Below are 18053 nucleotides of genomic sequence, written 5' to 3'. Positions count from 1 at the left end.
TCGGTCTACAGTTGAATGCATGAGTAACTCGAAGAAGACTTCCAGCGCCATCGACATTAAAGCCCCCGAAGACGTCAACACTGCAGCCCTCGTCAGCGTGGGGTTGGTGGGCGGTTGGCTCATCGCCCGCGAGACCGGTATCCGCCCCCTTGGCGGTGCGTTGTTGGCCGCTGCCGGTGGCTGGGCTGCACGCAGTTGGTGGGCTAAGGGCGGTGTCACGTTGGCTGCGGGCTTGACCAGTGCCTACATTGGCGCCTTTGGTGCTTCCCATCCGCTTGCGAAGAAGATCGGCGCGTGGCCTTCCGTCATCGCTGTTACGGGCGCGGCTGCGTGCGCTGCGCACTTCCTCTCCGACGCCCAGTAAAGGGGCTGCAGAGTTCCGTTTAGCCCGCCACCCTGCCCCTCCATACTCGGTGGCGGGCTTAATACTATCCGCACGGACAAGACACACCACATGCGTGCCTGCTGCCCCGCCAAAGAGGGGGTGTTTAGTTCTGCCCAGCTTCGAAAGCTGCACCCACCTTGTAAAGGCGATCATCAGCGAATGCAGGTGCCATGATCTGCAAACCAACAGGGAGACCAGTGTCGGATGCTAGACCCGCAGGAACCGACATGCCGCACAGACCTGCAAGGTTCAGCGGAAGGGTGCACAGGTCAAAGTTGTACATCGCCAGCGGGTCAGAGACCTTCTCACCAAGCTTGAACGCGGTGGTGGGGGTGGTCGGCGAGACCAACACGTCGCACTTCTCGTATGCGGCAGCGAAGTCCTGGGCGATGAGCGTGCGCACGCGCTGAGCCTGCAAGTAGTAGGCGTCGTAGTAGCCAACAGACAAGGCGTAGGTGCCAAGGATGATGCGGCGCTTAACCTCGGGGCCAAATCCAGCCGCACGAGTCATTGCCATGACTTCCTCAGCAGAGCGGGTGCCATCGTCTCCGACTCGCTGCCCGTAGCGCATGCCATCGAAGCGCGCGAGGTTAGAGGACACCTCACAGGGAAGAATCAAATAGTAAGCCGCCAAAGCATCATCAAAGTGAGGACAATCGACCTCCACCACTTCAGCCCCCTGGGAGGTGAGCTGGTCGACAGCCTTGTGGAACTGCTCGAGCACGCCGGGCTGGTAGCCCTCGCGATCAAACTGCTTCACGACACCGACGCGCACACCCTTCAGATCACCGTTGGCACCTTCACGAGCAGCCGCGACAACCGGGGCCACCGGCTTGTTCACACTGGTCGCATCGAAGGGATCATGCCCGGCGATGACCTCATGCAACAGCGCCGTGTCAAGCACTGTACGAGCAGTCGGACCGCCTTGATCAAGCGAGGAGGCGCACGCAACAAGACCGTAGCGAGACACAGTGCCGTACGTGGGCTTCACACCAACGGTGTTGGTCAGCGCTGCGGGCTGGCGGATGGAACCACCGGTGTCGGTACCGATAGCAAGGGGGGCTTCGCCAGCAGCCAAAGCCGCTGAAGATCCGCCGCCGGAGCCACCAGCGGTACGCTCAACATCCCACGGGTTGTGGGTGGGGCCGTAAGCAGAGTTCTCGGTAGAAGAGCCCATGGCGAACTCGTCCATATTGGTTTTGCCCAAAATGGGAATGCCGGCCTCACGAATCTTCCGGGTGACTGTCGCATCATAGGGGGCGACGTACCCTTCGAGAATCTTGGAGGCGCACGTAGTGGGGGCATCCGTGGTGGTAAAGACATCCTTGAGTGCCAGCGGCACACCCGCCAACGGCGACGCGGGAGCTTCACCCGCATCCAACGTGGCGTCAACACGCGAAGCGGCCTCCAAAGCAGCCTCGGCACCTACGTGCAGGAAGGCATGCAGGTCGGAATCAACTGCGTCGATGCGATCGAGGTGAGCCTGGGTGACCTCGACAGAAGACACTTCACGGCTGTGGATCTTGTCGGCTAGCTCCGCCGCGGTCATGCGAGTCAGCTCGCTGGGCGACTGGGAAGCAAGGTAGGTAGATTCAGTCATGATTGTTCGTGCCGTTCCTATTCTTCTTCGCCAAGGATCTGCGGGACCATAAAGCGCTGCTCTTGAACAGCCGGTGCCATCTCCAACGCCTGCTCGGCGGTGAGGGTGGGCACCACGACGTCTTCGCGCATGGTGGTCTGAATGGAGTGAGGGTGGCTCATAGGTTCCACACCATCGGCGGCGACTTTGCCCACCGCGGACACGTTAGCGATGATGCCGTCGATCTGTCCTGCGAACTGTTCAAGTTCTTCTTCGGTCAGGGCAAGTCGGGCGAGCTTGGCGAGATGCTCAACCTTGTCGCGCGAAATTTCTGGCACGTCTTCATTCCTTTACGGGGATTCAAGGGATCGATCTCTAGCAGTCTACTGCACCCCACCCGGGGATGCGCTCTAGCGGGTGCCTATCGACGTGATAGGTACTTGTGTTGGTAGAGTTAGGGAACACTGATTCACACCACCGACATTTTCAGATTGGTTTCCAATGTCTTACCTTCTCCGGGTTCTACTCCCCGATACCCCAGGTAGCCTGGGCCGACTTGCTGATGCACTGGGCACGGTGGACTGCAACATTCGCTCCGTCGACGTTGTGCAGACATTCCCCGAAGGCACCGCGATGGATGATCTCGTGGTGGAGATCCCCGCTTCTTCCCTACCTGACACCCTCATTACCGCGGCGCAGGGGCTGGACGGCGTGGAGGTTGATTCGATCCGCCCATTTTCCGGCGCTGTCGACCGCCGTGGCCAGATCGCTTTGCTTGCTGACGTCGCGTCAAATCGGCACAACAAGGAACGTGCGGCGGAGCGGTTTGTCAGCGCACTACCCCAGACGATGACTGCCGGTTGGGCCATTCTGCTGGACGTGTCGGGGTCCTCGCGTCGGGTGGCTGCCTCTGCAGCAGCGCCGGAAGACGATGGCAACAATCCTATGATGCCCGAGATCAACGGGGCGCGCATTTTGGACCCCGAGTCCGAACAGTGGATTCCGGAGCCGTGGGCGTTGCTCGATGCGGCGTTGGCTGTGACCCCGGTGGGTGATTCGCTACTACTGATACTCGGCCGCCCTGGTGGTCCGGATTTCTTGGCTAGCGAGGTCGAGCACCTGGGCAATTTGGGGCGTATTGCCGGGGCTATCATCGGTTAGCCTTTGGCTTTGTAGCTATTCGGTGAGCTGCAAAAAGCGCGTCACCCCACTGTTTGTGGAGGTAACGCGCTTTTTACTTAGGCTTAGGCGCAGTCGCAGACGCATTCGTCCCAGTGGCCATCATGGCTGTGGTGGAGGTGGCCATCGTGAACGTAGTCGACGTGGTCACCGTGGGGAACGGCGACGTGGCCGCAGCCCTCCCCGTGGACGTGGTCGTGACTTTCGTGAACGTTGTGCATGGTGACCTCCAAAAGGTGGTGGGGTTATTGTCTAGCCGCCACCTTATTGAAAACTTAATAAAAACACAACTGTGAGCTGAACTAGTCCTCCACACCATTGTCAAGCAGGCGCACAAACCCAGCCTCGTCCAGAATCGGCAGGCCCAGGTCACGAGCTTTAGCCTCCTTCGAACCCGCATTTTCGCCCACCACCACGAAGTCCGTCTTCTTCGACACCGACCCGGCAGCTTTACCACCGCGCTCAACAATCGCCTGCTTGGCACCATCACGAGTAAAGCCCTCGAGGGACCCCGTCACCACAACAGTCAGCCCCTCCAGGGTCTGGGGCAGCTGCTCGCCGACCTCTTCCTCCATGGTCACACCACTTGCAGCCCAACGGTCGACGATCACACGATGCCAATCAACTTCAAACCATTGCTTGAATGACGCCGCGATGATCTCCCCCACCCCATCAATCTGCGCGAGATCGTCCACCGGGGCGTCAATAAGCGCGGGGAGGCTGTGGTACTTGTCCGCCAAAGCACGAGCAGCCGTGGGACCGACGTGCCTGATCGACAGGCTAACCAGCACCCGCCACAGTTCTGTATTTTTAGCTTCCTCGAGGTTTTTGAGCAACTTACGCCCGTTAGCGTTGAGCTCGCCTTCGTACACAAAGGTGGGGTCTTCGGCCCGTCGCGCCCGAACCTTGTCCCTATCGCGCGCACTGCCTTTTGTATAGGCCAGGGTGCGCTGCAAGGCTTGCTCATCAAGATCGAACAACCCCGCTTCATCCGAAAGGACTCCGGACTCAATCAGGTCGCGCGCACCCTTCTCCCCCAGGGCTTCGATGTCGAATCCGCTGCGGCTCGCCAGGTAGGTCAAGCGTGCGGACAGTTGTGCTGGGCAGGAACGGCTATTGGGGCAACGCCAGTCTTTGTCATCTTCTTTTTGCGGGGCCAAGGGAGTGCCACAAGAAGGACAAGTGGTGGGGAAAACGAAGGGCGTTTCACTGCCGTCACGAAGCTCAACAACTGGGCCCAGAACTTCGGGAATAACCTCGCCCGCTTTGCGCAGCACGACCGTGTCTCCGATGAGTACGCCTTTGCGCTGAACCTCATACTGGTTGTGCAAAGTCGCCATCTCTACGGTGGAGCCGGCCACATACACCGGTTCCATGATGGCAAAAGGCGTGATGCGGCCGGTTCTGCCCACACCGCACTGGATATCAACGAGCTTGGTGGTTACTTCCTCCGGCGGATATTTATAGGCGATAGCCCAACGCGGCGCGCGGGAGGTTGCCCCTAGGTCCCGCTGCTCGGCAATATTATCGACCTTGATCACCAGGCCATCCATTTCATGCAAGGCATCATGGCGATGTTCGGCCCAGTACTTCACGCGGTCCGGCACGTCCGCGGCGTCAACAAGTTCGGTGTAGGGGCTGACGGGTAGTCCCCATGCTTCGAGCGCCTGGTAGGCCTCATGTTGCGAAGTGGGGGTGAAGCCCTCGCAGTGGCCGAGGCCGTGGCAGATCATTCGCAGTTTTCGACGGCGGACTTGCTCGACGTCTTTTTGCCGCAAGCTTCCGGCGGCTGCGTTACGCGGGTTGGCAAAGGGGCGGCCCTGTGGGTTTTTCTCGGTGGCCGTTTCTTCGATACGCGCTGCATTCACGTCGGCAAAATCGGCGACGCTGATAAAGACCTCACCGCGCACCTCGAGGACCTCCGGGATGGGAAAGTCATCGGAGCCGTGCAGCTCGTGCGGCAGGTCAGTGATAGTTTTGGCGTTGACTGTGACATCTTCACCCACGCGCCCGTCGCCGCGGGTGGCTGCGCGTTCGAGCACACCGTTGCGGTAAATGACGTCGAGGGACAACCCGTCGATTTTCAGCTCGCACAGGTACTTCTCCGCGGGTGTACGGGCTAGCCACTCCCCTAGTTCGGCCTCGTCAAACACGTTGTCCAGGCTGAGCATGCGCTCGAGGTGCTCGACGTTGTCAAAGGTGGATTGCTCTGGTACAGGTGCGCCGACCTGCTTGGTGGGGCTATCGGGAACAGCAAGCTCGGGGTGGTCACGTTCGAGTTGCTCCAGTTCGCGGAACAATGCGTCGAAATCCGCGTCGGGGATTGATGGTTCACCGTTGTAGTACTGCTCTCGGTGGTAGCGGACTTTTTCCGCAAGTTCGTCCCATTGTCGGCGGAGCTGACTGTCGTTGTGGGGGGCCTGGCTCATAGCGCCCCAGTCTACTTGGCACCCCGATAAGTTATGACGCTGGCATACTGTAACCATGCCTCTCGCCGCTACGTTTAATCCTGCTTCGATGCTGTCCTTTGACCTGGAGACAACCTCACCGAATCCTGCGACCGCGCGGATCGTGACGTCAGCAATGATCACCATTGCGGGCAAAGACGTAGACAAGGTCGAGCTGCTGGCGGATCCGGGCGTGGACATTCCGGAGGAAGCCACCAAGGTGCACGGGATCACCACCGAGTATGCGCGTGAGAACGGCCAGCCGCACGAGGATGTCTTGGCATCGACCATCCAGGCTATACGCGAGGGTTGGGACAAGGGCCACACCTTGATCGTGTTTAATGCAGCGTTTGATTTGAGTGTGTTGCGACAGCTCAGCGGCGATTTCACGGTCGACGGCCCTGTGTTCGACCCCTATGTTGTGGACAAGGCTTTTGATCCTTACCGCAAAGGCAAGCGCACGCTGGGCGCGATGTGCGAGCACCATGGTGTGCCGCTGGATAACGCACACGAGGCGACTGCTGATGCCTTGGCTGCGGCCCGCATTGCTTGGAAGTTGGCGAAGAAGCACCCGGAGCTCAGCACGATGGACGTGGATGAGTTGATGGAAAAGCAGGCCGTGTGGTTTTACAAGCAGCAGGCCGGTTTGAAGAAGTACTTTGAGGGCCAGGGGCGGGACGTGTCGGATTTCAATATGTCGTGGCCGATGCGCGGCTAGCGGACGGAAAACACATATGGGTAATGACGTCGTGGGGCTTGCTGCTACTTTGGAACTTCCGCTTGCTGGCCGGGATGCCTACGCCCAGCGTTTTCCCGGTTTGCCGCCTGGTAGGTTGGGCACATGGGAAGCGTTGGAATTGTTGAACTGTTGATCATCGTTGCAGCTTGGATAGTGCCGACGCTGCTGGTCATCGGCGTTATTGTTCTGATCGGCCGCCGTGGAAGCAACAAACCTCAGCAGATGATGCAACAGCCAATAATGCAATAACAGCAGCCCATGCAGCAGCCGTACGCAGCCCAACGCCCGCAGCAACATCCTGCTGCACCGCAGAATCGTTTCGCACCCCAGGGCAATCAAGAACGGAAGTAACCCGTGCCAGTTTCTACTTATTTACCGACGCGCGGCTGGTTTGAAGACGACTGGCGCGCACGTCCCACACCGCAGCGCCCGTGGCCGGTCGTCCTGCTGCATGGCACGAGCGTGTCCAACGGTGACTGGCTGGAGCTGAGCACCCAACTACGAAAACTCGGGTGGGTGGTTTTTGCGCCGGCCTATGGGCAGCGCGCGACGTCTAGTGTGCCGGATTCTGCAGAGCAAGTGGCTGCCTATATTCGCCAGGTGCTGGATGCGACCGGTGCGGAAAAGGTGATTATGGTTGGGCATTCGCAGGGTGGGTTGATTGCCCGCTGGTGCGCTAAATTTTTTGACATTCCCACTCGCCACATCATTTGTTTGTCGACGCCCAATCACGGCACCTCGCTGGGTGGGATGTTGTCGTCTCGGGTGACCAATGATCGCCGCGCGGAACTGATGAAGTCGATGATCGACAACTACTTTGGCCCCGCTGGGATGCAACAAATCGCTGGTTCCGAAGTTTTGGAGCAGTTGAACGCCGACGGCGACCTGTTGCCCGGGGTGATGTACACCTGCCTGGCGACTAAGACGGATTCGACCGTGGTACCGTCTACATCGTGTTTCCTTGAGGGTGCGGAGAATTCCTATGTGCAGGATTTCTTCCCGCATGTTGTGGTGTTGCATGAAAATATGCCGCATGATCGTCGGGTGCGCTCGTTGGTGGTCGGCGAGATTGAACAGCACGCCCGCTTGAGCGCATAGGCTGCCGGCGTTCATCGGCTAGTCATTGTGGGGCAGTCCGCAGGAGAAAATTTTTTATCACTTCTGCTACCCCATGGAACCGATTCAGGTATCTTTTACGTCTAAATACATTGACGGCGCTCAGACAGTCATCTCCGCGCGCCGCCACGGTGAACTCCCCGCCACAGGCCACGGGTTGGGTGCTCACCTGAGGGGAATGTTCTAAGCGTTCACCGCACACAACCACCCCCACCCCGAACCCCTATTCACCTAACCCCCACCACCCGACCATCATTGCGAACAGACGAAAAAGCAACCCCAGGAACGCCAGATCACCCTCCCAGCACGCGCAATCCTCCCGGCCCCCTAAACCTAAAGATCCCCCGCATCCCGATGCAGCATGTCAGTCGCCTCCCTCGCCACCGCAATCGCCCCGGCCAAACCCAACGCATCCCCACCATCCTTGGCACACACCGCAATCCGCTGCAGCATCTCCCTCCCCACCCCCAACATGTCCACAAACCTGGCGACCCGCACCGCCACCCCACGCGCCGCATCATCTCCCGCCCCCATCAACTCATCCACCGACAAGGTCAGCCGCACCCCCTTGTCCACCGACAGCAACTCCGCCGCCGCATCAAACCCCGCCGTACCCTTCAACCCCAGCGGATCGAACGTCACAGGACCCTCCCACTGCAACAACGTCGCCAACGAAGCACAATCCAACCAGGCTGGCCCCACCGCCAGTGCATCCAACGCCTTACTGATCTCATACTGAGGCACGGCCGCAAGCTCGTCGAAATCACTCGTATCAGGCACCGACCCCTGAAGCAACGCCGGCACCCAGGGCTCCTCCAGCACGACCTGCACGGCGCCACCAAAACGCGCCGACAGCCCAGCGACGGCCTCCGCCACCCCCGCTTCGAGCGCCTGGTTAAGATCTCGCCGAGCACCGGGATCCGTCACCGCCCTGTGCCCATTGGGCAGTTCGAGGGCCGTCGCCAAGGACCACGGGCCCATCACAGAAACAATGACGTCGCGTTGGCCCCACTGTTGTTCGCAAGCGTCAAGGTCCCACCGCCAGGTGTCTACGGCCCGGCGCGTGGTCAACTGGGGTCGATCCGTGAGGACCCAGCTGCGGGCGCCTACCTCGCAGTAGACTTCGGGCAGTAGGACTGCTGTGCGCGCTACAAGCTCGGCGTGCGCCCCTCGTTCCGGCAGCAAGGGGATCGTGCAGGCTGCCGCTGACTCACTGCCCACGATGTCACATGCAACGGACATATCCGTTCCAGGGAAGTGGGAGGGCGCCGCACTCGTGACGCGCTCTACGTGATCTACGCATTCTCCGCCAGCTACGCCACCTGCATGCTCTCCGCGATCCAGACCGTCAGTCACGCGACGTCCCGCAGATGGTTCCGGAGCCCAGCACAATATCGCCGCCGTCGTCGGGAAGGTAGAGGACTGCTGCTTGCCCCCGCGCAACGCCGGACAGTGGTTCGGCGAGGTCGATTCGGATGCGGTCACCATCAACCTGGGCGGTGCAGGCAACGATCCCGCCGTGGGCACGCACCTGGACTTCGCAATTGAAAGGTTCCGACTGCTCCATCATCGGGTGCAGTACCTTGACGCGATCGGCCTCGATGTGAGTGACTGACAGGTCGGCGCGTGAGCCAACCGTGACTGTGCCCGTGGCTGCGTCGATGTCGGTGACGTATCGGGGCTTGCCATCGGCGGCTGGCTGCTTGATATCCAGGCCTTTGCGCTGTCCGATCGTGAATTCGTGTACGCCCGAGTGCTTCCTCAGCGGGGCGCCTTGTTGGTCCACAATCATGCCTGGCCGCAGACCAATGTGTTTGCCCAAGAAGGCCTGGGTGTTGCCGTCGGGGATGAAGCAGATGTCGTAGGAATCCGGTTTGGATGCTACCGAGAAACCATGGGCGGCGGCCTCCGCGCGGATTTGTGGCTTTTCCGTATCACCTACGGGGAACATGCAGCGGCTGAGTTCTTCTTTGGTCAGCACCCCCAGCACATAGGACTGGTCCTTGTTGGGGTCGTCCCCACGTCGCAGGTAGCCGTCGCCGCCATCCTCCGGCTGCACGAGCCGCGCGTAGTGCCCGGTCGCCACGGCATCAAAGCCGAGGGCAACGCAGCGTTCCAGCAGTGCGCGAAACTTGATTTTTTCGTTGCATCGCAGGCAGGGGTTGGGGGTTTCCCCGACCGCATAGGATTCGACAAAATCGTCAATGACGTCTGCTTTGAAGCGGTCCGAGAAATCCCACACGTAGAACGGGATGCCCAATTTATCGCAGATGCGTCGGGCATCGGCACTGTCTTCTAGCGAGCAGCATCCGCGGGAAGATTCGCGCACCGACTGTGGGTCCTTCGACAGGGCTAGGTGGACGCCGACAACATCGTGCCCGGCCTCGACTGCTCGTGCCGCAGCCACCGCCGAGTCAACACCGCCGCTCATCGCAGCTACAACTCGCATGGTCTCCTCATTGGGCTGGTGGGTGATTGGGTGGTGGGTGAATCCGGGAAAATACTAGCAGTACCCTACTACCTGCTAGGCCATGCCTGCCAGGCGGGCGCGGGACACCACGTCCGGAAGCACTGCCAGTAGCTTGTCCACGTCGTCCTGGGTGCTTGTACGTCCGAGGGTGATGCGGAGGGCTCCGCGCGCGGTGGGTTCGTCCACTCCCATGGCGAGCAGCACTTCGCTGGCCCGGTTGACTCCGCTGGCGCACGCTGACCCTGTGGATGCCGCAATGCCCGCGACGTCAAGAAGCATCAACAAACTATCGCCTTCTGCCCCGGGGAAGGAGATATGTAGGTGCCCGGGCAGGATGTCGTCTTCGGGGGTGTGGATGATGACGTCGTCTATGGTTGCGGTGATGCGTTCGCGCATCTGGTCGCGCAGGCCAGCTAGGCGTTGGTGTTCTGCGTCGATCTCGGAACATGCCTCTTTTAAGGCGGCGGCTGTGGCGACGGCGCCGGCAACATCGTGGGTGCCGGGCCGGATGCCGCGCTCCTGTCCCCCACCGGTGAGCAGCGGGTGCAGAGCTGGGGAACGTTTGGCCAACAGCAGCCCCACGCCCCTCAGTCCACCAAACTTGTGGGCGCTCGCGGCAAGCGTTGTCGCACCGAGTGCATGAAAATCAACAGGTATGTGCCCGACGGCCTGCACCGCGTCAACATGCAGTGGGAAAGGTGTTAACTGTGGCCCTGCACCGGGTACTGCCGGGGGCTGCGCGCACAGCCGGGCAATGTCGGCGATAGGTTGGATGGCGCCGGTCTCATTATTAGCCATCATGCAGGTGGCAAACCGAATATCAACCGTGTCCCCTGCAGAGTGCGCTACAGCGTATTCCACCAGTTGTCGACGGAAAAGTTCACTGTCGACCCGTGCAGTGTTGTTTCGTCCTAGTGGCATGTCGACCACACGCGCGCCGGCTAGGTGCCTGATGGGTTCCCGGACGCCGGGGTGCTCCAGTGGGCTGGTAAACACCACGCCGTGTGTCGCATTCCCCCACAGTCCGTGGATTGCGAGGTTGTCTGCCTCGGTGCCGCTCGCACAGAAGATGACCTCAATGGGTTCTGCTCCCAGCAGCTCCCCGATGTCTTCGCGGGCTTGCTCGAGGGCTGCCTTCGCCTGCCTGCCTAAAGCGTATTGGCCGCCTGGGTTAAGAAGATGCGCGTGCTCAAGGTAGGCCTCGATCGCGACCTCGCGGGTGGGCGACGTCGCGGCGTGATCGAGAAACACCTGCATAACTGCCGTGGGGCTACTTCAAACGTTCGATCAGCACTGGCACGACGTCTTCAACGTTGGCCACCAGACCAAGGTCGGCGATGTCGAAGATGTGCGCGTCCTCATCGTTGTTGATCGCGACGATGGTCTTGGAGGTTTGCATGCCGGACTTGTGCTGGATCGCGCCGGAAATACCAAGCGCAATGTACAAGTCGGGGGACACGGTGACACCCGTTTGCCCCACCTGCATGCTGCCGTCAGCCCAGCCTTGATCGACGACGTCGCGGGTCGCACCGATCGCGGCACCGAAAACGTCTGCAAGGGGTTCCACGAGTGTTGCAAAACCGTCCTCACCGACACCACGACCACCGGCGACAACAACCTTGGCCTCGGTGAGCTCGGGCCGGTCTCCGTGCACTGCCGGGGTGAAGGACTCGACGGTGGCGTCCAGTGCACCCGGGCCAGCAAGTTCCAGGGTTTCGATTGTGACGTCGGCAGCCGGCACAAGCTCAGCGGGGACAGCACCCGGGCGCAGCGTGTACACCGGGCATTCGCCACCGACAGCCGCGCTCACAGAAACGGTGTCACCGAAAATGGACTGCTGTGCCGTGCGGTCGGGATTAACTCCAACAACATCACGCAGGACGCCGCTTGCCAGGCGCGCCGCCAAGCGACCGGCGATCTCGTTGCCGGTGGCGTGGCCAGGCACGATGATGGGACCGGGTTGGGCGGCCGCCAGGGTCTGCAGGGCATCAACTGCCGGCAGCAGGACCCTGCCCTGGGAGTTGACGTGCACCACGCGCTGGGCGCCCAGCTGCGTGATCTCTTCGGCGAGCTCCGGGGCGTCAACAAGCACGGCGGTGACGTCGCCGAGATTGCGTGCTACAGTGATCATCTCCGCAGTGATCGCGGAATGAGCGGCAGATTCCGCAAGTACGTAAACGTTAGTCATTGTCATTGTCCCTTCGCGCTAGATGCGATCCTTGAGGAAGGCGACAAGCTCTTCCACGCCTTGCTCACCACGTACGATCCGTCCGCCACTGCGTTCGGGGCGGTTCGCCGCTGCAGTCACCACGGTTGCGGCATTCGCCAAACCAACCTGTGTGGCCTCAGCTGCGGTGTCGGCCAGACTCAGGCGCACGATCTCCGCCTTTTTCGCCGCCATGATGCCTTTGAAGTTGGGGAAACGCGGCTTGTCGTTTTTCTCCGTCACGGAAATAACCAGCGGCATCGGGGCGCTGAGCTGGTAGGTACCTGAATGGTCTTCGCGAACAGCTTTTATGACGCCGCCGTCAACGCTGATCTCACGCACGTTGGTCAGCGCAGGTACCTGGCGGTATTCCGAGAGCACACCCGGCACAACCCCCATCGAACCATCCGACGAGGCATTGCCCGCAATGATCACATCGGGCGCGCCAAACGTCTGGGCCGCGGCATCAATTGCACAGTTCAAAGCCCACACCGTCCCCAAGGCATCCGAACCAGCAAGCGCAGGATCGCTGAGCAGCACAGCATGATCCGCCCCCATAGCCAGTGCCTTGCGCAACGCTTCCTCAGAGGAAGGCGCACCCATGGACAAAGCCACAACGGTGGACTCGCCCAAGGACTCCTTCAAACGGAGCGCTTGCTCCACTGCGTACTCGTTAATCTCATCAATAACTTCGTCTACACCTTCGCGGTGGAGAGTGAAATCGGGGTTCAGCGTCTTAGTGGACCACGTGTCAGGCACGTGCTTGACCAGAACAAAAATGGTGGACATTCCTAAGGGACTGCCTTTCGATGCTGATGGGGGTTAGGGCTGCTTAAAAGTCTAGCCTTAGTTTTTTGTTTGCGTCGGTGGGGTGTAGCCAGGCTCCATGGCCAGCACGTCGTCAATGCTTTCGCGCCGCACCATCAAAGTGCTCTGTCCAGCGCGAACACTGACCACTGCGGGCCGAAGCATGTAGTTATAGCGGCTCGTCATCGCGTAGCAGTAGGCGCCAGTAGCGGCGAAGGCAAGCAGATCACCGGTCGCGATATCGTCCGGAAGCAACGCGTCGCGCAGCAAAATGTCACCGGACTCGCAATGACTACCCACGATACGGCTCGCGGTAGGGGCACCGTCACAGAAACGATTGACTGCGCGCACATCGTACGCGGCGTCATACAGTGAAGGTCGAATGTTATCGCTCATCCCACCATCAACAGCAATGTATCGGCGAGTGGCGTTGTCATCGACGTGAACATCCTTGATCACACCCGTGTCGTAGACGGTGACCGTCGAAGGGCCGGCAATGGCACGACCCGGCTCCACCATGATCTTCGGGGCCTCAATCCCTCGCGCCGCCGCATGTGCGTCAATGCGGGCCAACAAATCCGCGGCAATCGCCTTGACATCCAAGGGCTGCTCATCAGCGGTGTAGGCAATACCGTAGCCGCCACCAAGATCGAGAATCTCCAACTCGGCGCCCTCCTTGGCCAGCTGGCTCCACAAACCCAACACGCGCTCGGCTGCGAGGCTGAAGCCTTCCGCATCGAACACCTGGGAGCCCACATGGCAGTGCAACCCAACCAACGACAAGTTCTCGGCACGCATGACGGCCTGCGCCGCCCGATGCGCCGACCCAGCGGCCAAAGAGAAACCAAACTTTTGGTCCTCATGGCTGGTGGCGATGAACTCGTGGGTGTGCGCCTCCACGCCGGGCTTTACTCGGACCATGACTTCCTGGACACGACCGGCCTCGGCGGCGACAGCGTTCAGCGTATCCAGCTCCCCAGGTGCATCAAGCACTACGTGGCCAACACCGGCGTCGACACACAACTTCAAAAAGCTTGTGGACTTGTTATTGCCGTGGGCGGTGACCCTTTCTGCCGGGAATCCCGCAGCTAATGCGACCCGCAGTTCCCCTTCGGAGGCGACATCCAAACACAGGCCTTCTTCGTCAACCCACCGTGCAATCGTGGTTGTCAGAAAGGCTTTGGACGCATAGTGCACATGCTCGCCGCCGCCAAAAGCCTGGGCCATATCGCGGCAGCGTGAACGGAAATCGTCCTCATCGACAACGAACACAGGGGTGCCGTATTCTTCCGCGATCTCAGGAAGCGGCACACCAGCAATGGTGACCACTCCGTCTTCCTGACGCTGGGCGTTCCTTGGCCACACCTGGCCCGGAAGGTCATTGAAGTCGGGGATTTCTGCCCGATCCACCTTCGGGATGGTCGGCTGCGGGGTCGAGGGTTTGGGTTGGTCGAGCATCTACATCCTCTCCGGGGCGCTAACACCCAACAGTCCAAGAGCGTTGGACAACACCTGGCGGCTAGCCTGCGCAAGCGCCAAGCGCGCGCGGAAAACACCTTCGACGTCCTGATCCGCCTTCGGCAGGATCTGGCAGGCGTCGTAGAAGCGATGGAAGGTCCCGGCCAGCTCCTCGGCGTAGCGAGCAACGCGGTGGGGTTCGCGCAGTTCAGCTGCTGTTTTAACCACGGCGGGGAATTCGCCCAAGGTGCGGATCAAGTCGCCCTCACGCTCGTGGGTGAGCAAAGACAGGTCGACGGCGGACAGCCCCGCGGCGTCATGAGGAACCTCAATGCCGATCTCGGAGGCTTTGCGCATAATCGAGCACAAGCGGGCGTGGCCGTACTGGACGTAGAACACCGGATTGTCGCTGGACTGGGACGCCCACAACCCGAGGTCGATGTCCAGAGAAGAATCCACGGAGGAACGGATCAGGGCATAGCGGGCTGCATCGACGCCAATTGCCTCCACCAAGTCTTCGAGGGTGATCACAGTGCCGGCGCGCTTGGACATCTTCTTGGCTTCGCCGTTTTCCAGCAGGTTAACCATCTGACCGATCATGACTTCGACCTGGTTGGGGTCGTACCCCAGTGCCGCAGCTGCTGCCTTCAGGCGGGCAATGTAACCGTGGTGGTCGGCCCCCAGCATGTAGATGCACAGGTTGTGGCCGCGTTCGATTTTGTCGACCACGTAGGCAATGTCGCCGGCGATGTACGCGGCGTTGCCATCAGACTTAATGACGACGCGATCCTTGTCGTCTCCAAATTCCGTGGAGCGTAGCCACCACGCACCGTCGGCTTCGTAGAGGTTGCCGTTGTCTTTAAGCATCGCGATCGCACGGTCAACGGCGCCGGATTCGAAGAGGGAATTTTCGTGGAAGAATACGTCAAAGTCTGTTCCGAATTCGTGCAGTGACTCCTTGATCTGCGCGAACATCATGTCGACGCCGCGTGCGCGGAAGGCTTCTGCTTTTTGTTCTTCGGGCAGGTTAAGCACGCTAGGCTCGGCCGCAACGACAGCCTTCGCAATGTCCTGAATGTAGGCTCCGCCGTACCCGTCTTCAGGGGTCGGTTGTCCTTCGGCTGCGGCGATGAGGGAGCGCACGAAGCGGTCGATCTGGGTGCCGTGATCATTGAAGTAGTACTCGCGCGTGACGCGCGCGCCGTTGGCTGCTAGCACTCTACCGAGAGCATCGCCTACCGCCGCCCAACGAGTGCCGCCGAGGTGAATGGGGCCGGTGGGGTTGGCGGACACGAATTCCAGGTTGATGGCGGCGCCGCTCAAGCTGTCGTTGTGGCCGAAGGACTGACCTGCATTGATGATGGTGGCGACGATTTGTCCTTGGGCTGCTGCAGCCAGGCGGATGTTGAGGAAGCCGGGGCCCGCGACGTCAGCGCTGGCAATCGCGTCCTGAGCGCTCAGCGCGTCGGCCAGACCCTGGGCGATCTCGCGGGGGTTTTTACCGACCTTCTTTGCTACCTGCAGTGCCACGTTGGTTGCGTAATCGCCGTGCTCCGGGTTTCGGGGGCGCTCAACGGTTACTTCTTGAGGCAATACGGAGGCATCGAGCTGCTGCTCAGTGAAGTAATCCACTGCGACAGCCCGGATCAGCTGTGAAAGGTCTGCGGGAGTCATAACCTGCAAGCCTATCGAAGCTGGTTTGTCGCACACAATATTGCCCCTCGTTGGGGTTTGGCAAGCAACGGGGGGAGCCCGCGGGAGGTGACAATACTCACTGCCTTACACATTTTTACAGGTTGGAAAGTCGATTGTTGAACAATAGCTTTTATAGGAGGGGTAAAACATAGCGATAGGAAGAGTGATAGGAGTAACATCTCATAGGTATTGTGATTGCGAGAATCTTAACGGCGCCCATAAAAGTGGCCTAACGCACACAAACGTTTTTTGCACACCTACTTCTAACAAGGAGCACCGATGGAGAGCTTTGTTGCTGACACCAGTGCCGTAGCAGGAAGCCTCGGCCTATCCGCAGCCGTAGCGACCATTCCACTACTCACATTCTTTGTGATGCTCATAGGCGTCAAGGCACGCGCCCATACATCCGCACTCGTCGCCCTCGCGGCGTCAATTCTTGTGGCCATCGTCGGCTTCAAGATGCCCTGGCTTCTCGCCGTCTCTTCTGCCGGACGCGGCGGCCTCTTCGGCCTACTACCGATCGTCTGGGTCATCGTCATGGCGATCTGGTTCTACGAAGTCACCGTCATCTCCGGCCGCTTCGAAGACCTCCGCCGCACCTTCGACCGCCTGGGCAATGGCGACATCCGCATCCAGGCCATCCTCATCGCCTTTTGCTTCGGTGGCCTACTGGAGGCACTCGCAGGTTTCGGCGCCCCCGTCGCCATCACCGCCACGATGATCCTCGCGCTCGGCATCAAGCCCCTGCGCGCCGCCACCGTGGTACTGCTGGCCAACACCGCACCCGTCGCCTTCGGCGCCGTCGCCATCCCGATCACCACTGCCGGTGCAGTCGCCGGACGTACCGCCGAAGAAACCAACCACATCGCAGCGATCGTCGGCCACCAAGCGCCGGTTCTCGCATTCTTCGTGCCGCTGATCCTGCTGCTCATCCTCGACGGTGTCCGCGGCGTCAAGGACGCATGGGTACCCGCCGTCGTCATCGGCTTCGCTTTCGGTATCGCCCAGTGGGCCACCTCTAACTTCTTCGCGTACCAGCTCACAGACATCGTCGCCTGCATCTTCTCCCTCGGCGTCGCCGTCGGATTCCTGCGGTTCTGGAAGCCTCGCGGCGTCGAAGAAATGCGTGCGCGCATGGGAGTCGGCCCCGCAGCAATCCACGATGAGCTACCCGGCGTCCGCGTGTGGATGGCACTGCTCCCCTACCTTGTTGTCACCCTGATTTTCGGTGTGTGCAACCTCGACAAATTTGGTTCGCTCACCAACCCCTTCCCGAAATGGCTGAAGGAGACCTTCATGATCTCCTTCGATTGGCCGGTCCTTAAGGACCACCTGCTGACCGCCTCCGGTGAGCCTGTGAAGTCCGCATACTCGCTTGCTTACATCAACAACCCCGGCACCCTGCTGCTCATTTCGGGCCTGATCGTCGGTGTGATCTACGCGGTGTTCAATGAGGGTGGCCGCTACAAGACCGACCTCGGTCGGGTTTTCGCCGAAATCGGCCACTGCATGTTCCGCATGCGCCACGCAGCCCTGACGATTGCCGCTGTGCTGGCTCTGGCTTATGTGATGAATTACTCCGGTCAAACCGTCTCCATCGGCGAATATGTCGCATCCCTAGGCGCGGTCTACGCCTTCCTCGCGCCGACTCTGGGCTGGGTTGGTACTGCAGTCACCGGCTCCGACACATCCGCTAACGCCCTGTTCGGCAAGATGCAGGTAACCGCAGCCGAGCACGCGGGCCTGAACCCGGACCTCATGCTTGCAGCCAACACCACCGGTGGTGTGGTCGGCAAGATGGTTTCCCCGCAGTCCCTAGCTATTGCCGCAACTGCAGTAAACCTGGAGGGCGAAGAATCCTCCATCTTCAAGTCCGTGGCCGGCTGGTCGCTGGGCATGCTCTTCGTAGTGTGCCTGTTGGTCTACCTCCAGACCAACGTTCTGAGCTTCCTCGTGTAGCCAGGGCATCAGC

The 18053-nt window shown here is 60.4% G+C and carries 18 protein-coding genes; 6 read left to right on the top strand and 12 right to left on the bottom strand.

Translation table 11 applies throughout. The annotated features are described in order from the left end of the window. The first annotated feature begins 19 nt into the window (after nucleotides 1-19). Nucleotides 20-364, top strand: a complete 345-nt coding sequence (locus CARG_RS03855; protein ID WP_020976090.1) for a hypothetical protein — start codon at nucleotides 20-22, stop codon at nucleotides 362-364. A gap of 124 nt (nucleotides 365-488) precedes the next feature. Here CARG_RS03855 and gatA read toward each other — a convergent pair whose 3' ends face one another. Together gatA and gatC are read right to left on the bottom strand one after the other, a co-directional pair. Continuing rightward, nucleotides 489-1985, bottom strand: coding sequence for an Asp-tRNA(Asn)/Glu-tRNA(Gln) amidotransferase subunit GatA (gene gatA / locus CARG_RS03850; RefSeq protein ID WP_020976089.1), 1497 nt, complete (start codon nucleotides 1983-1985; stop codon nucleotides 489-491). Nucleotides 1986-2002: 17 nt separating this feature from the next. Next, nucleotides 2003-2302 (bottom strand): Asp-tRNA(Asn)/Glu-tRNA(Gln) amidotransferase subunit GatC, encoded by a 300-nt coding sequence (gatC, locus tag CARG_RS03845; protein WP_020976088.1) that lies wholly within the window; start codon nucleotides 2300-2302, stop codon nucleotides 2003-2005. A gap of 163 nt (nucleotides 2303-2465) precedes the next feature. Between gatC and CARG_RS03840 the strand changes: the two genes are divergently transcribed. After that, on the top strand, nucleotides 2466-3125 hold the full coding sequence (locus tag CARG_RS03840) for an ACT domain-containing protein (RefSeq protein ID WP_020976087.1): 660 nt from the start codon (nucleotides 2466-2468) through the stop codon (nucleotides 3123-3125). An 83-nt stretch (nucleotides 3126-3208) separates the two neighbouring features. Here CARG_RS03840 and CARG_RS10210 read toward each other — a convergent pair whose 3' ends face one another. Together CARG_RS10210 and ligA are read right to left on the bottom strand one after the other, a co-directional pair. Next, a complete protein-coding gene (locus tag CARG_RS10210; RefSeq protein WP_169733199.1) occupies nucleotides 3209-3364 on the bottom strand; it encodes a hypothetical protein in 156 nt (51 codons plus the stop codon). Nucleotides 3365-3445: 81 nt separating this feature from the next. After that, nucleotides 3446-5572: an NAD-dependent DNA ligase LigA gene (gene ligA / locus CARG_RS03830; protein WP_020976085.1), complete on the bottom strand. Its 2127-nt coding sequence runs from the start codon at nucleotides 5570-5572 to the stop codon at nucleotides 3446-3448. 55 nt (nucleotides 5573-5627) lie between these two features. On the opposite strand from ligA, the gene CARG_RS03825 reads away from it, so the two are divergent. Further along, on the top strand, nucleotides 5628-6308 hold the full coding sequence (locus tag CARG_RS03825) for a 3'-5' exonuclease (protein WP_020976084.1): 681 nt from the start codon (nucleotides 5628-5630) through the stop codon (nucleotides 6306-6308). A 16-nt stretch (nucleotides 6309-6324) separates the two neighbouring features. Then, nucleotides 6325-6462, top strand: coding sequence for a hypothetical protein (locus tag CARG_RS10440; RefSeq protein WP_236620163.1), 138 nt, complete (start codon nucleotides 6325-6327; stop codon nucleotides 6460-6462). 45 nt (nucleotides 6463-6507) lie between these two features. Here the strand turns inward: CARG_RS10440 and CARG_RS10205 are convergent, their stop codons facing one another. After that, on the bottom strand, nucleotides 6508-6654 hold the full coding sequence (locus tag CARG_RS10205) for a hypothetical protein (protein ID WP_169733198.1): 147 nt from the start codon (nucleotides 6652-6654) through the stop codon (nucleotides 6508-6510). 29 nt (nucleotides 6655-6683) lie between these two features. On the opposite strand from CARG_RS10205, the gene CARG_RS03820 reads away from it, so the two are divergent. Further along, nucleotides 6684-7427: a lipase family alpha/beta hydrolase gene (locus tag CARG_RS03820; protein ID WP_020976082.1), complete on the top strand. Its 744-nt coding sequence runs from the start codon at nucleotides 6684-6686 to the stop codon at nucleotides 7425-7427. A 351-nt stretch (nucleotides 7428-7778) separates the two neighbouring features. On the opposite strand, the gene CARG_RS03815 is transcribed toward CARG_RS03820, so the two are convergent. The 7 genes from CARG_RS03815 to argS form a co-directional block, all read right to left on the bottom strand. Continuing rightward, nucleotides 7779-8801 (bottom strand): uroporphyrinogen decarboxylase/cobalamine-independent methonine synthase family protein, encoded by a 1023-nt coding sequence (locus tag CARG_RS03815; RefSeq protein WP_144198535.1) that lies wholly within the window; start codon nucleotides 8799-8801, stop codon nucleotides 7779-7781. Next, nucleotides 8794-9894: a tRNA 2-thiouridine(34) synthase MnmA gene (gene mnmA, locus CARG_RS03810; protein ID WP_041746962.1), complete on the bottom strand. Its 1101-nt coding sequence runs from the start codon at nucleotides 9892-9894 to the stop codon at nucleotides 8794-8796. Before mnmA ends, CARG_RS03815 begins: the two co-directional genes overlap by 8 nt. 75 nt (nucleotides 9895-9969) lie before the next feature. Then, nucleotides 9970-11172, bottom strand: a complete 1203-nt coding sequence (locus tag CARG_RS03805) for a cysteine desulfurase family protein (RefSeq protein ID WP_020976079.1) — start codon at nucleotides 11170-11172, stop codon at nucleotides 9970-9972. A gap of 13 nt (nucleotides 11173-11185) precedes the next feature. After that, nucleotides 11186-12103 (bottom strand): electron transfer flavoprotein subunit alpha/FixB family protein, encoded by a 918-nt coding sequence (locus CARG_RS03800; RefSeq protein ID WP_020976078.1) that lies wholly within the window; start codon nucleotides 12101-12103, stop codon nucleotides 11186-11188. A gap of 18 nt (nucleotides 12104-12121) precedes the next feature. After that, nucleotides 12122-12910, bottom strand: a complete 789-nt coding sequence (locus CARG_RS03795) for an electron transfer flavoprotein subunit beta/FixA family protein (RefSeq protein ID WP_020976077.1) — start codon at nucleotides 12908-12910, stop codon at nucleotides 12122-12124. A gap of 57 nt (nucleotides 12911-12967) precedes the next feature. Continuing rightward, nucleotides 12968-14386 carry a diaminopimelate decarboxylase gene (gene lysA / locus CARG_RS03790; RefSeq protein ID WP_020976076.1) on the bottom strand — a complete coding sequence of 473 codons (1419 nt, stop codon included), beginning with the start codon at nucleotides 14384-14386 and terminating at the stop codon, nucleotides 12968-12970. Then, a complete protein-coding gene (gene argS, locus CARG_RS03785) occupies nucleotides 14387-16060 on the bottom strand; it encodes an arginine--tRNA ligase (RefSeq protein ID WP_020976075.1) in 1674 nt (557 codons plus the stop codon). Nucleotides 16061-16360: 300 nt separating this feature from the next. Between argS and CARG_RS03780 the strand changes: the two genes are divergently transcribed. Further along, nucleotides 16361-18040 carry an L-lactate permease gene (locus CARG_RS03780; RefSeq protein ID WP_020976074.1) on the top strand — a complete coding sequence of 560 codons (1680 nt, stop codon included), beginning with the start codon at nucleotides 16361-16363 and terminating at the stop codon, nucleotides 18038-18040. Nucleotides 18041-18053 lie beyond the last annotated feature (13 nt).

Source organism: Corynebacterium argentoratense DSM 44202 (genome assembly GCF_000590555.1).
GTDB classification, from domain to species: domain Bacteria; phylum Actinomycetota; class Actinomycetes; order Mycobacteriales; family Mycobacteriaceae; genus Corynebacterium; species Corynebacterium argentoratense.
This window is presented reverse-complemented; position numbering and strand designations above follow the sequence as displayed.